Annotated in this window: 7 protein-coding genes; 6 read left to right on the top strand and 1 reads right to left on the bottom strand. The window is 37.3% G+C overall.

What is annotated here, in order from left to right:
* Positions 1-2: 2 nt before the first annotated feature.
* The gene (locus ACM5QX_RS24040; protein ID WP_414755842.1) at positions 3-3,098 is read left to right on the top strand and encodes an NACHT domain-containing protein; all 3,096 of its coding nucleotides are present in this window, start codon (positions 3-5) and stop codon (positions 3,096-3,098) included.
* A 163-nt stretch (positions 3,099-3,261) separates the two neighbouring features.
* Here ACM5QX_RS24040 and ACM5QX_RS24045 read toward each other — a convergent pair whose 3' ends face one another.
* Positions 3,262-3,411, bottom strand: a complete 150-nt coding sequence (locus ACM5QX_RS24045; protein WP_414755843.1) for a hypothetical protein — start codon at positions 3,409-3,411, stop codon at positions 3,262-3,264.
* A gap of 105 nt (positions 3,412-3,516) precedes the next feature.
* Here ACM5QX_RS24045 and ACM5QX_RS24050 point away from each other — a divergent pair, with 105 nt between their 5' ends.
* The 5 genes from ACM5QX_RS24050 (at position 3,517) to ACM5QX_RS24070 (ending at position 15,895) form a co-directional block, all read left to right on the top strand.
* Complete coding sequence (locus ACM5QX_RS24050; RefSeq protein ID WP_414755844.1) at positions 3,517-5,016, top strand: pentapeptide repeat-containing protein; 1,500 nt, start codon at positions 3,517-3,519, stop codon at positions 5,014-5,016.
* 37 nt (positions 5,017-5,053) lie between these two features.
* The gene (locus tag ACM5QX_RS24055; RefSeq protein ID WP_414755845.1) at positions 5,054-6,850 is read left to right on the top strand and encodes a pentapeptide repeat-containing protein; all 1,797 of its coding nucleotides are present in this window, start codon (positions 5,054-5,056) and stop codon (positions 6,848-6,850) included.
* A gap of 3 nt (positions 6,851-6,853) precedes the next feature.
* Entirely contained in the window at positions 6,854-8,875 is a 2,022-nt protein-coding gene (locus ACM5QX_RS24060; RefSeq protein ID WP_414755846.1) for an NACHT domain-containing protein, read from the top strand.
* Positions 8,876-9,053: 178 nt separating this feature from the next.
* The gene (locus ACM5QX_RS24065) at positions 9,054-10,952 is read left to right on the top strand and encodes an NACHT domain-containing protein (RefSeq protein ID WP_414755847.1); all 1,899 of its coding nucleotides are present in this window, start codon (positions 9,054-9,056) and stop codon (positions 10,950-10,952) included.
* 650 nt (positions 10,953-11,602) lie between these two features.
* Positions 11,603-15,895, top strand: a complete 4,293-nt coding sequence (locus ACM5QX_RS24070; RefSeq protein WP_414755848.1) for an alpha/beta fold hydrolase — start codon at positions 11,603-11,605, stop codon at positions 15,893-15,895.
* Positions 15,896-16,033: the final 138 nt, after the last annotated feature.

Genomic DNA, 16,033 nt, shown 5'->3' on the forward strand with positions numbered 1-16,033 from the left:
TTATGCCGGACGCAGAAGACACGAAGCAAGTCAACAACAATGACTTACGCAATGCCCAATTTGCCGGGGGTTTGGTTAATGCTGACAACATAATTGCTGGGCAGATTGGAGGTGATAATTACAATATTTACATTGGACAGCCTAGCCAGCAGAAAATAGATATTGATTGGCATCAAGTTAGCTCCTCACTGTTAGATGAGCATCTGCGGCTGACAACAAATCCGTTGACATTTGGCGAGGGGATTACCTACCAAACCGAGCAGGTGTATGTGCCATTGGGACTTGTAGAGCGGAAAAAGCAGAGTCGGCGAAAAGAAGATGTTCTACCAGAGAAAGGTTCGGAACTTTATCATGAAACAGAAATTACACAAACGTTTGAGCATCATCAGTTTCTTAAGCAGGTATTAAGAGACAGACAAAGCCCCAGAAGCCAAGGAAGACGCATTGCGATTATTGGAGAACTAGGAGCAGGAAAAACTACCTTGTTACAGCAGATTGCTCAATGGGTATCGAAGGAGATAGAGCAATCGGTTGTAATTTGGGTTTCTCTGGCTGATTTGCGATCGCATGATCTGGAATCATATTTGTTAGAGGTATGGTTGCAAGGAATAGCCCGGACAGCAGGGCAAGCCGAAGCATCTACCCAAGTTAAAGATGATTTCGTGGCGCAATTTAACCGGGGGTTAGTATGGCTGGTGTTGGATGGGGTTGATGAAATGCCAGTCACCGATGGCAACCCATTAGGAGAAATTGAGCGTCAAATTCGCCAAGGTGGTTTGCTACAACAAGCGCGGATTGTAATTTCTTGCCGCTTAAATCTTTGGGATGACGGTAGGAACACCCTAGATTCCTTTGATAACTATCGCACTTTGGAGTTTTCCTATCCTCAGCAAGTAGAGGAGTTTATTTGCAAATGGTTTGGTTCTCAATCACCAGCAGAAATTCAGATAGGACAGCAGTTGTGTGTGGCGTTAAGGGAACCAGGGAAAGAAAGGATTCGAGATTTGGTAAAAAACCCATTACGGCTGACACTGCTGTGTTTGAATTGGCATTTAGGTGAGGGCAATTTACCCCAAACAAAAGCAGGGTTATATGAGCAGTTTGTCTCGTATTTTTATGAATGGAAGAAGAGTTTGTTTGTGACTACAGGGGAGCAACGTAGGCGTTTAAATTCGGCTTTAGGTGAATTGGCGCGAGATGCTATTGATAAAGAAGCAATGCGGTTTCGGTTACGGCAGGAATTTGTATATGAATATTTGGGTGATCCAGATGATACAGACTCCTTATTTGCGATAGCGTTACGACTGGGATGGTTGAATAAAGTGGGGGTAGAGGCAGAGCATCATACAAGAGCAGTGTATGCGTTTTTTCATCCCACATTTCAGGAGTATTTTGCAGCTTTGGCGATTGATGATGGGCATTATTTTTTAAATCATCTTATTGAGAACCCAAATCATCTAGAGGCAAGTTACCGAGTTTTTGAAGCACAGTGGAGAGAAATATTTTTATTATGGTTAGGTCGTACTCATAAGCAAATATCTAATAGGCAGAAAGAAGAGCTTATTAAAGCATTAATAGAGTTTGAAGATGGATGCAAGGGATTTTATTCGTATAAAGCTTACTTTCTAGCCGGAGTGGGTATTGCAGAATTTATAGACTGTAATTATGCTGACGAAATTATTATACGCCTTGTTAAATGGAGTTTTGGTTATTTTAATAATCAAAAGAACGGTTGGAAGACATTTCTAGACCCAATTGTTGAAGCAACTAAAGCTGTATTAAAGCAAACTGAACAGAGAAAGCTCTACAATACATTGATTTCCTTCATCCATAATGATTACACACCTCTAGAGGTTAAGTGTAAAATAGCAGATATGTTAGGTAGTATAAATTGTTGTACCAAGGAAGCAATTGAAGCTATCACAAGTTTACTAAATGCTAAACTTGACAACTGGGATCTTTGTATTACTGCTAAAAGTTTAGCGAAGATTGATCCTGGAAATGAAAAGGCGATTGAAACTTTGATTAATTTAGCATTAGAAGAACCATATCCTCCTATTAATAATTTTGCTGCTAAAGCCTTAAAAGAAGTAAATCCAGATAACTCAGAAATTATTAATTACCTTAGTGAAATGCTGTTTTTAGACTATTACCAGAATTTTTCATACATGAAATCATCCGATATTGAAGCACAAAGATTCTGGGCTGCTGAAAACTTACTGATAATTGCACCTGATAATCAAAAGGCTATTGAATGCCTATTTGAGCTATTTTGTAAAGAAAATCTTGAGCATGATTGGATTCGTATTAGTGGTATTAATATATTACCGTCACTCAAAACTTCTAATCAAAAAGTAGTTGATATTTGTAATAAGCTTTTAGAAATTGAAAAACAACAAATAAATCGTTGTTACATTGCCCGGATATTAGGTATAATTGAGCCTACTAATCAAAAGTCCATACAAATTTTGCTGGAAATATTACAAAATAAAAATTTAGAGAATTGCTGTCACTCTGTTAGCTGTTTAGAAGATATAGCAATTCAGAATAAAGTAGTTATCGATGCTCTTACCCAATTATTAAATAGATTGAATCGAAATAGTAGACCTAGTGGGATTATTGAATGGCTCCGTTGGCGTACTGCTAAGGCTCTGGGTATAATAGACTTTGGTAATCCAAAAGCGGTTATGGTTCTGACTAAATTATTAGAATATAGCAAAGAGTATAATAATTTAGCAGCTAAAAACTTGAAGGATTCGTTAACAGAAAATCAAATGTTTGGTATTGTGAATCAACTTAAAAATAATCTAAAGTTAATTGATGAATATGGATATGAAAATGAAGAACTTGAGGAAATAATTAAAAAATTTGAAAATGATATTTTTTTAGACATACGTATAAATATTTATAAAACTTATTGTTCTAAGTATGAGGTACTTTGGCATTGTTCTCAAAATATGACTTATCCAAATTTTTTTAATGCTTTGTATAGCATTTCTGAAGAAAGTGTTTCAGAAACTAAAGAGTATAAGATAATTTCTCAGATGTTAACTTTGCTTGGACGCTCACCTGATTTAGAAACAGGATTTAACAGCTAAATATTTTTTTATTTTATTTGTTAAATCAGTACCATATAATTTTCGTTTCATGTCACATTGTAGCTCACAAGCTAAACTTGATGCTTTTCAAACATCTACTGAGTTTCTGTATCCGCCCTGCTGTACCTTTAATATTACAGTAATCGCCAGTTTTCTTGCGCTATCATTCCCCCACCGGAAACCGCCCCATCATCTCCGTCAGTGCCACCGCGTCACCCTCCGGCGTATACACAACCTCACCTGACATAGCAATCACAATCCTCTCCTTCCTTGCCCACTCAAACCAAGCGATCGCACTAGATTGAGCCTGCAAGTTAGGAAAACAATTAAAGATTAAATCTGCTTTAAAACGTTAAGATTACGAAATTATTCGTGGTATATCTGTATCGAAAAAGCAAAAGAGATACCGTAGCCAACTATGCCCCAGGACTTCTCCGGTCAAAATCTTAGAGGTCATTATTTTAAGGGACAAGACCTTGCAGGGGCTAACTTCAGAGATGCAGACCTTAGCAAGGCGAACCTTAGTGAGGCTGATCTCAGTGGCGCTATCCTTTGTGGGGCTATCCTTAGCAAGGCTAATTTCAGCAGAACCATCCTCAGTCAAGTTAACCTCAGTCAAGCTAACCTCAGCAATGCTAAATTTTGGGAAGCTAATTTGAGTGGAGCTAAACTTTGGGAAGCTAATCTCATGTGTACTAATCTTAGTGGGGCTATACTCAGTCAGGCTAACCTCAGCAATGCTAACCTTAGTAATGCTAACTTGAGGGGGGCTATTTTGAGCAATGCTAACCTCAGTCAGGCTAATCTTAAGGGGGCTATACTCAATAGTGCAAATTTTAACGAGGCTACCTTGAGCAATGCAGACCTGAGCGAAGCTATCCTTACTAACGCGGATCTCAGCGAAGCAGACTTTCGCAAAGCAGACCTTAGCAGGGCTATTTTAAATAGAACGATAGTATTAGCAACAGATTTTACAGGTGCAAATTTTACAGGAGTTTGTATAGAAGATTGGAATATTAATTCTGCTACAAAACTAAATGATATTAATTGCCTATATATTTACTTAAAAAGCGATCAACAGGAACGCCGTCCAAGTAGTGGAGATTTTGCACCTGGAGAATTTACCAAACTATTTCAAAAAACTTTAGAAACAGTTGATTTAATTTTCCGTGATGGTATTGATTGGCAAGCATTTCTGATATCATTCCAAAAATTACAAGTTGAGTGTAGCGGCGAAGAATTATCTATCCAAGCTATTGAAAGTAAGAATGATGGTACTTTTGTTATCCGAGTTAACGTTCCTTATGATGCAAACAAGGCAGAAATTGAAAAGTATTTAAAGCGAGAATATAACTTAGCAGTTGTAGCAATTGAGGAAAAATATAAAATCAAATTACAAGCAAAAGATGAACAGATAGCAATTTACCGTCAACATAATACTAATTTAGCAGAAATAGTTAAATTAATGGCTGAAAGACCTATTACAAATATTATTGATGTGACAGCTAAAGCGGAGAGTGAATTTATGTCAGAAGGTTCAAAACAAGTATTCAACAACAACTTACAAGGCGCTCAATTCGGTGGTGGACTAGTCAACGCCGACACCGTAACCGCTAACCAAATCGGTGGCAACATCACCAACTACAACCCTGAGCAAAAACAAAACCTCGCAGAAGCAGCAGCAGATATTCAGCAGCTTCTCAACCAACTCAGCCAGACATACCCCACTGCAACGACATCAGAGAAGATGAGCGTTGTGGCTAAAGCTGTGGATGAGATTGAGAGTAACCCGACATTAAAGGCACGGGTGATCGGTGCGTTGAAGGCTGGGGGAACAGAGGCTTTGAAGGAATTGATTGACAATCCTTTGATTAACATACTGTTGGCATCAATCGACGGGTGGCAGGAGGCTGAGTAGTTTGTTAGCAACAGGTGAGCAGAAGGGGTAGCTGAAGATGGCGAATGAGGAGCATCTGGCGATACTTGAGAAAGGAGTAGAGGTTTGGAATGAGTGGAGAGATAACAACAGAGGTGTAATAGTAGACCTTAGTATGGCTAATCTCCAAAAGAAAGACCTCCGCAAATTTAATTTTAAAGGAGTAAATTTTAAACAGGCTAACCTTCATGGTGTTACTCTTTGGGACGCTGATCTGAGTGAGGCTAATCTTAGAGACAGTAATCTTAGTATGGCTGGACTGATGGGAGCCAATTTCAGCAAAGCGGATCTTCGTAGAGCAAACCTTAGTGCTACTAATCTTGACAGTGCTAATTTCAATAATGCTGATTTGTGTTTAACTAATCTGAGTAATGCTAACCTTAGTCAAGCTGATTTTAGTAATGCTGATTTAAGCGGAGTTATATTAAATAATGCAAAATTAAAGGGAGTTATTCTCAGCGAAGAAACAATTATTGCTGAAAAATGGCGTATTGTTTGGAATCTTATTCATGGGAATATAGCAAACCAAAATCTTTGTAATGCAGATTTGAGTGAAGTTGATCTTGGTGAAATTGATTTGAGTGGGGTTAACCTCAATGGCACTATTTTTATCAAATCTAATCTTTCCCAGGCTAATCTTGCTAGAGCTAATCTTGCTAGAGCTAATTTGAGAGAGGCAGACTTAAGCGAAGCTGATTTAACTGGAGCAGACCTTTCTTTTGCTCATTTAGATGATGCTGATTTAACTGGAGCAGACCTTTCTTTTGCCAACCTTCAGCAAGCCAGTCTAATCAATGCAAACCTTGTTCAGTCTAATCTCACAGAAGCAGACTTAAGCAATACAGATTTGAGAGGAATTACCTTTAGTGAATTTGATTATCTTTACAGTGAATTTTCAGATGAGTTAGTAGAATCTCTAACTTACGAAGATATTCAAAATATTAATAAAAGCACAGCTATTTTAACTAACGCAGTTTTGAGCAATGCTAATCTTAGTAATGTTAGCCTTTGTGGACTTGATCTTAGCGGGGTAAATCTGAGCGGAGCAAATTTGAGTGGTGCTAACCTAACAGAATCTAAAATTAGTTACTCTAACCTAAAAAAAGCATCTTTAGAAAATGCTAATTTGAAAAACGTTCAAGCTCTAGAAACAGATTTTACTTCAGCAAATTTCACAGGAGCCTGTATACAAGATTGGCAGATAAACAGTAACACAAATCTTACTAACGTAAATTGTGACTATATTTACCTCCGCCAAGGTCAACAAGAACGCCGCCCTAGCAGTGGTAACTTTGCCCCTGGCGAGTTCACAAAGTTATTCCAGAAATCCCTAGAAACCGTAGACTTAATCTTCCGCAATGGTATCGATTGGGATGCTTTCGCCTATTCCTTCAAAAAAGTAGAAGTCGAAAACCAAAGCGTACATCCTATAGTTACAACTATTGAACTTAAAGGTGATGGTATTGTTTTAGTAAAAGTAGCTGTTGCTCCTGACGCAGACAAAGCCAAAATCCACAACGACTTTATGCAGGGGTATGAATTTGCGGCTAAAGCATTGGAAGCGCAGTACCAATCTAGACTGCAAGAAAAAGATGCCTTAATTGCCAAACAGGAATCGCAAATTAACCGCCTGTTTGACATAGTAGAACAACAAGGATCAGTTCAAAAAGCACTAGCAGAAAATCCAAGGAAAGTTTCTAACACCAATATAATAAATTCTCAGTTTGCAGCCGGTATCGTGGATGCGATTAATGTTGACGCACAGCAAATTGGTGGTAGCATTCAAAACAACAACACTGAAGACTTCCCCAGTTGACCCATGCCGGACGCAGAAGAACCGAAGCAAGTCAATAACAACGACTTACGCAATGCCCAGTTTGGTGGTGGGTTTATAAATGCTGAGAATGTAAACGCTGGCAGAATAGGCGGCGATATTCTGAATTTTTTCTTTGGGCAGCAGACAACACTAGCAGGCAACCCTGCTCGACCAAAGAACGAACGCATACTACTGGCCGCAGTTAAGGAAGAAGTGAGCGCACGGTTAAGGCAATCTCTACACAGTGCCGTGCTGATCAATTTGGGGAAGGAGTCACAACCACAACAAGTAAAACGCCCTTGGGATGCAGAGATAAAAATTGGCTTAAAGCCGGCTGAACCTCTCCCAGACAAGACAACAATTTTAGAAGTTTTTGACTCTCAAGAGATTGCAGGTAAACTGTTAATTTTAGGAGCGCCAGGGTCAGGCAAGACAACCACACAATTAGAACTGGCTCAAGAATTAGTCAAACGTGCAGAGGAACAGCCTGATTATCCTGTACCTGTTTTATTTAACTTGTCTTCTTGGAAAGATGACCGACAATCTATAACTGATTGGTTGGTGGCAGAATTAAAATCTAAATACGGTGTTTCAACTAAACTTGGACAAGAGTGGGTAGGTAATAAGCAATTACTACCTTTGGTTGATGGTTTAGATGAACTTGAACCACAACGTCAAGAACTTTGTGTCCATGCAATCAATCAATTTTTAGCAGGCGAGAATAGGCCGCTTTATTTAGTTGTTTGTAGCCGGATTGAGGAATATAGTAACTACGCTACTCAATTACAACTAAACGGTGCTATCTACTTACAGCCTTTAACTAACAAGCAAATTTGTGATTATCTAACTGCTATAAATTGTATAGAACTGTGGTCAACTATTAGTAATGACTTAGACTTACTAGAGCTAGTAAAAACTCCCTTACTACTCAGTATTACTGTTCTAGCATCTCAAGAAATATCTGTTGAAGAATGGCAGCATTTGACTTCTACAGCAGACCGTCTTCAGTATTTGCTAGATACTTATGTAGGACGAATGTTGATACGAAGTATTAAAAGTAGGGCATATCTGAAGAATAAAACTCCTAATGCTAGGGAAATGCGAATGTGTCTTGTTTGGTTAGCTCAACAGTTGCAAGGAGAATCTAAAAGTGAATTTTTAATTGAAGAAATGCAGCCTAATTGGTTAAATACTACTCAAAAATTTATTTATTTTTTAAGTATTGTCTTAATTATTTGGCTGCTAAGTTTAACCTTTATACTAGGAAGTATTGTATTTTATTTTATACTATTTTCATTTTATCAAAATAATATAACTAAGAGTGTTTCTCAATTTGAAGGAGAGTATCGTAGCCAATTCTTTATAGCTATTGCTCCATTCTTAGGTTTATTAATCTCAGTTTTGTACGGATTGTTTTTAGGGATAAATTGCGGAATTAGCAAAAGAATAAGAACTATAGAAATCATTAATTTCTCATATAACAAAGCCAAGTATAAACTGTTAAGTGACCTGTCAGTATTTATAATACTACTTTGGTTTATTATTATATTAATTGGTAATTTCATTGGTGGTTCTCTTGGTGGAACAGCCTTGGGAATCAGTTCTCTGTTGATTTTTGTATTGATGGCAGGATTAAATATTTCTGAAATAAGTACAAAGAAAATTCCGAATCAAGGAATTAGGAAATCAGCAATAAATGCTGCATTCTTTGGAATTTGTGGCGTATTAATTAGTCCACTAGTTGTTGGCTTTAGTGGTGGACACAGTGTCGGTTGGTCTATTGGATTGATTTTTTTACCAAGTCTTCCGTTAGTTTTTTGTTTTAGTGGTGGAGCTAAAAGTCTAATTCAACACTTCACCCTCCGCCTCATCCTCTACTTCAACGGCTACATCCCTTGGAACTACGCCCGTTTCCTCGACTACTGCACCGAGCGTATGCTACTCCAGCGTGTCGGCGGCCGCTACCGCTTCATCCACAAGCTACTGCAAGACCACTTCGCGCAAATGGAATTTAGGCGGGACTAATATCAATTCGCAATTCGCAATTCGCAATTGAATAATTTAGATATCGCAAGACTTCCTCAAACTGCATCTATAACCAAGTTTTGGAGAATTAGTGTAAGAGAGATTTCATCTCAGTTGACCAGAAACTAAAGGTGATAGTATTCATAATAACAACGCTTAAGTATGCCAAAACCGACCCATGCCGGACTCCCAGGAACCAAAGGAAGTGACCAATAACAATGCACCCAATTCTCAGTTTGGTGGAGGGTTGATTAATGCTGAGTCTGTGAAGGCAGAGCGTATAGGCGGCGACATATATAATATTCACTTTGGACAGCAGACGGTAGCATCAGATAATTCGTCCTCATCACTCCAGCGAAAAGAGCGATCGCAGCAAGAACGAGATTCCCTGGAGAAAGTTTATATGCAGCAAAGGCAGAAAGTTGACAGAATACAGAGCGCATGGGTAATTGAAACAGACCCATCCCGAAAATTTCAGTATGAACAACAGCTTCAAAAGGAAGAAAATATACTTAAAGAGCTTGGTGAAAAGCTGGATGCAATTGAACAACAATTACAGAACAATTTAATTAGCTTAGAAATAAGGGAACAGTTTTTACGAGGACTAGCACAAGATATTGATCAATATTTGAGTCGTGCAGTACCCTCGCTAAATACACCTATCATTCAACTTGAGAGTCAGCAAACGTCCAATCTTGTCGAATCAGGAACATTTCAAAAAAAACCGCTCATACTACCTATTGCATTTTTTGAGATGTTACCTGACAATGATCAAACATCGGATAAATCAACATGTACAGACTTTTATACATTATTTGAGCGATACAATGGACGGGTTTTACTGTTGGGGGAACCTGGTAGCGGAAAGACTATTACTTTAATGGTTTTTGCCAAAGAGTGTATCGCTAAAGCTCTTAAAGATGTAAATCAACCCTTACCTTTAATTGCACCAATCGCAACTTGGAATGCCAAAGCCTCAGCGTCACTTACAGACTGGTTAAGTCAATTAATGCCAGTGCTTAATAAAGATCAAATAGAGAAGGTTCTACATGAAGGCAAAGCACTGCTATTCCTTGATGGTTTAGATGAGCTTGGGAATATTACAAAGAATGAAGATACAGGAGAAGAAATTGATTTTCGTAGAGAATTTCTTAAAATAATTCCGTCAAATAATAAAATTTTAATAACTTGCCGTTCACAGGATTATCAAGCAATAAGCAGTAAAGCACGGTTAAATAGTGAAATTACATTACAACCACTTAATGATGAGCAGATAAGAACTTATCTTCGGAATTTTCCAGGGCTTTTTTCAGTCATCGAATCAGACAATGTGCTTAAAGAGCTAACACGAACTCCCATCATATTAAGTTTATTTACTTCAGCTTTTGAAGGACTAGATCATGAGACACATAAACTACTTAATCTTAATCAAGGTGAGGTCAGAGATAAAATTTTAGGTACATATATCAAGCGCCGCTTTGAAGTTGAGTCTCGAAAAATACGAAGTAAAATTCTATTTACGTTGGAGCAAATATATGATGTTCTCGGTTTAGTAGCTATGCAAGATGCTGGAGGAGGTGGCAACATGAATATTTTTCATTTTGTAGATTTTCTAAAGCATCTAGGTAATAATACATCTCAACTGCTAGAACTTGTCACATTATTGAATATTTTATATTGGGAAAAGGGCAGAGTAATAAGGTTTACTCATATGCTATTACGTGATCATTTTGCCTTTCGGTATGCACAAACATCATTAGCTCATCCATCTGGTGAAATACGTGACAGCGCAGCATGGGCACTGTGGCAGATTCCAGATGAGCGTGCAGTGACTACATTAATTCCAGTATTAAATGATCCTTATAAATATGCAAGAGGTAGTGCAGCAGCAGCACTTGGTCGAATTGGTAACGAGGATGCGGTGCTACCTCTAATTAAGCTTTTAGCTGATAAAGAACCCGTTGTTAGTATGTATGGAGATCGCATTTGTGACATTGCAGCAGTATCACTTGAAATGATTGGTTCACCCCAAGCGATAGCAGCAGTTGAGAGTTGGAAACATTCACTGTCATGTTAAAAAATTCGGGTTTTAAATATTTTTAAGACTTCTGTGGTTTTGATTACCATGTATAGCTTAAAGTTTGTTTCTGCTTCTGCGTCCTCTAGTCCAACATGAGGCATGACATCACCGCCGAGAACCCATCACCATGATTGCAGTGCAGCAGGTGGAGAACTTCATGAACTAAGTAGAACGATGTGAAAAAACAGAACTATGTAAATAAAGATAAACTAGGCTGAAACCTTCTTCCCTCCTGCCTCCTGCCTTCTCCCAACACGAAATATTCACAGCGACCTACTTACTAGGGATTTCAATGCTGACAAAGGCGCATTGGTTGGCTAGTGGTTGATGCACGTCATACCATCATGACAGCAGGTTCCCTAACTTTGCTTTTGTTGGGGTAGCTTGGTTGACATGTTTGAACCTGACTTTACAAAAACAAATATGCTTAAAAGCGTTGATATTACGAAATTGTTCGTGGTATATCTGTATCTAAAAAACAAACTTAGATGCTTTACCCAACTAGCCCTCAAGACAACTCCTTGCAAAATCTTCGTCAGCCCTCCTTCAAAACCCAGAACTTAATTCACAAAATCATCAATTCATCTGCACAGTTAAGGTTAAGTACAGAATATTAAGATAACAGGAATATTAAGGATTGAATCAATATGATGCAAGGGCAATGGACAAGAAAAGCGAAAAATGGCCTCAACATTATATTTATTCATGGTATAAATTCTAGCGAGGATTGTTGGAAACATGAAAATGGCTCTTACTGGCCTAATTTACTTAGAGATGAAAGTGAATTAGCTGATATTGGGATTTATGTATTTTCTTATCGAACTGGTATTAATACAGGTTTTTATAGCTTAAGCGATATTGTTGATTCTTTAAGAGAATACTTTTTGTTGGATGACTTAATTAGTAGCACAGGGGTTATATTTGTTTGTCATAGCATGGGGGGCATTGTAACAAGGCGGTTTCTCGTAAACCAACATTCAATACTAGTTGAAAAAGGTCTGAACAAGATTGGTCTGTTTTTAGTAGCATCACCATCTTTAGGTTCTGGCTATGCAAATATGCTAGAGCTTTTATCAAGTATTATGGGTCATACTCAAGCCAGCGCACTAAGATTTTCTCAAAGTAATGTGTGGCTCAATGATTTAGATAAGGATTTTATCAATTTAATAGCAAACAATAATTTACTAATAAAAGGCAAAGAATTAATTGAAGATTTACCGCTCTATGGTAAAAAATTCATAAAAAAACAAATTGTTGAACCTTTCTCTGGTGCAAAATATTTTCCAAATTCATTTAAGGTTCCCGGCTCAGATCATAGTACAATTGCAACTCCTACTAATAAAGATGCAGTACAACATCGCTTACTGGTTCAATTCATTAAAGATTTTCTCCAAGAGGAATTTCCGAGACTAAAGCCTAATGAAAGCTTGAAAGAACAGCCCCTAATAGAAGTAGGAACAACGCCACAATCAAAGTTACCATTCTTACACAGAGAAGTTTTCAAGCCACTTATAGAAAATCGTCTTGCATTATTTGGTGGTCGCATTACCGTACTCACCCAGATAACCGAGTTTCTAAAAAACTCACTAAGCGGCTACTTAGTTATCACAGCACCTGCTGGTTTTGGTAAAACCTCTTTGATGGCAAAGTTAATAAGCGAAGCTCCAGAAACATTTGCTTATCATTTTTTTGCTCCTTCTATCAGTGACCATAGCATTACAAAAGAAGGTTTTTTAAAAAATGTAATTCAGCAAATGGCACAATGGCACAATTACACTAATAGTATTCCAGAAAAGTTGCTTGATTTAGAAGCACTGTATCAAAAGTTTTTAGATGAGCCACTTAAGCATCCCCATGTACTGGTTATCGATGGGCTTGACGAAGTAACAGACTGGAACCTTACTTCTTATGTTTCCCGCCGCTTACCTGAAAACTTACATATTATTCTAACTGTACGGGATGTGGGACAAGATTGGATTGGTGATTATGATCTCCCCAAGGGACAAACTGAGCATTTGTCATTAAACGGATTATCAACTGAAGATGTAGGTGATGTTCTGCGTGCAGCAGGGAAGCAAGCAACTATCCTAGCTGATAACCATAAATTTATTGATGAAGTGATGACTGTTGCCTCTGATCAGGAAGAACCTAGCTTAGGGGCAGATCCGTTTTACGTGCGCTTGTTAGCAGAAAATACAGCAGATGGGGATCTAACTCTTGATAATATTGCAAATCAACCAAAAGGTTTGGAGAGATATCTGAATCGATGGTGGGATGAAATTAAAATATCAGCAGGTGAACAACGTACTAAAGATTTATTTGGCACACTTACTGTTGCTTTAGGTAAGATGGGTCGCAAAGATTTGGAAGCTATTAATAAAGACACTTTAATAGATGATTGGGCAGTTGATTTTTTCGATGATGTTGTTAAACAAGTGCGACGTTTTGTAATGGGCAACGAAGAGCAAGGTTATGCGATCGCTCACCCACGGCTACGTCAACATATGCGTACTAAAATCAAAACTGAGATTTATAACCGTAAAATTTTGGACTTTTGTACTTCCTGGCAAGAACATTATAGTTTGTATGCCTTACGTCACTATGCAGAACACTTAAGAAATGCCAAGCAGTGGAACGATCTGTATATACTAGCTCGGAATCAGACTTTCGCACATATTCAATCACAACGTTTACCAAATGAAGCTGACTTGCCTTTAAAGACTATACAGTTAGCTATATCTTCTGCTGCGGAAAATGATGATGCAGGTTTAGTGGCAGAGTTTATGATAAGACACGCGCATTGGATAGAGAATGTAAAAAAGCAAGATTCTCTACTTAAAGTTCTACGGGAAGAAGGTTTAGAACGAGTTTTAAAGCTTATAAAAATTTATGAAATAGAGCGTCAACTATTATGGTATCTGTTGCTAGTATGGAAACTAAAGCTTCAAAACCGACGAGAAGAAGCACAAAAAATACTTGAAGATTTAGAAAAAATAAACCTACCACGTTTTGAGAGGAGAGGAGATGCTGATTGGCAAGGCAAATTTGCAGCGTACTTTCTTGCCCAAATTTTTGAAATCAATAAGGATATTTGCCAAAATTTAGAGCAAAAACTATTAAATGATCATTTTCGCCGACATCTGTGTACATACCTCAAAAATCTTGATAATAATTTTTCTTTTACAATAGCTATTGATATTGCATTAAACCTAAATTTAGACATACATAAAATATCACATTTACTAAATATAGCACAAGCACAAGCCAAGATACATGATATAGAGGCAGCAGCAGTTACTTTTAATAAGGTAGTAGAAGTCTTCCATAATTCTTCTCCCACTGGAGATTGGCTTGATAAGATGTCTATGATAGAAAATGCTCGAAACGAACTAAATAATTTAGGAGTAAAAGTATTTTTCAATGTAGATGCTGAAATAGCAGATAAAATTAGTAATCCAGAACAACAAAAACAGACTTTAAAATATTTAAAAGATGAGATGCAGGCTGAAAATTATCCTTTTGAAGAAGCTAGTAACAAGTATAATCAACCTGATAGATTAATGCACCTTCAATATAGATTGAATGTCTCTAAAGATTTTAAGACCGAAGCTGAAAAGACAGAAATTTTATTTGAAATATCTTACTTATACATAGATAGTAAACAGTATGATATAGCACTAAGTTTCAGTAATAAAATTAATAATCTGCACAGACGGGCAGAGGTTCAAGGATTTATAGCTGAAGCACAAGCAGAAGAAGGTTACACATCAGCATCACTAGATACGTTTGCTAATGTCCTCCAAACAGTACAAAATCATGAGCAATATGAAACTGTATTCTTGCAAGCAATTGCACTAGCAGGTATTGTTGAAGCACAATTCAAAAGGACATCAAAGCAAGTAAGAACAGAAACTGCTAATACTGCTTATCTGATTGCTCAAAAGATTAACCAGCAAACTCAAAAAGCAATTGCTTTAGCATTAGTTGCAGAAGCATTAGCAAAAACCGGAAAAAGAGATGAGACAACAGATATTTTTAATAAGGCTACTGAAATCGCACATAAAATTGAAATACAAGGAGAACGTGTTAACGTTTTCAAAACGATAGCGATATCTCAAGCAAAAATAGAAGATTTTGTTGCTGCCTATAAGACTGCTCAAAATATAGAATTTCCTTGGACTAGAGCCGAAGTTATAGAAAGAATAGTCAAATTACAGGCAGAATCCGGGCAGAAAACAGAAGCAGAAATAAATCTTTATAATCAACCAAAAAATATATTGTCTCATTTTGAAGCTGGACATTATATAAATGGCAAAAGGATAAATATTATATGTAGAGAGGCTATATTAAAATCATTTGAAAACAGTGAACTTGCACAATCAATCTTCACTGAAGTTTTGAATTTTGCCAGAGAAAGTGGAAATCAGCGAGACGTAAATTTATCTACAATAGTAGCAGCTATTGCAGAAGCAGGTGATATTGTATCTGCCCTAAAGATTGCAGATGAAATTGAGGATGGGTGGGAGCAAGTGAGGGCTTTTTCAGCAATTGCTTGGGAGAAATTTGATAAAAAAACTACAGACTATAAAGAATTTGAAGCAATTCTTTCTGCTACCCTTGAAGCTAAGAAAAAAATTAAGTCCGAAGAAGAATTAAGAAAAGCACTTCAAGTAATTGCTATGATCCAAGTATTAGGAGGATTAGGTGAACAAGCCGTAAAAACAGCAGAAACAATTGTCACTGAGCGTAACTGGTATCTTCCAAGAATTGCATCATTGTTCGTTATAACTAAAGATTGTAATAGCTTCAAACCTTTACTAATACCTTGTGCGTATTACTTAGATGCAGCCTACCATATATGTGAGGTTTTAGCACATTTTTATCCTGAACAGGCAGAAGAATTAGCAAAGGTAGTGAGTAGTTTAGACTTAAAGGCTTGAATTTTTTATAGCCTTAATAACCCTATTCTGTTATGTTTGGAAAACAAAAATCGTAGGAGAAAACTGAAAGCTTGATCTAATCAAAGTTTGAGCTTTCCTTTTCTAATAGAAAATAAATTACTAACCAAAAAACTGAAA

This window comes from Anabaena sp. CCY 9910, assembly GCF_963920875.1.
Lineage (GTDB): Bacteria > Cyanobacteriota > Cyanobacteriia > Cyanobacteriales > Nostocaceae > Trichormus > Trichormus variabilis.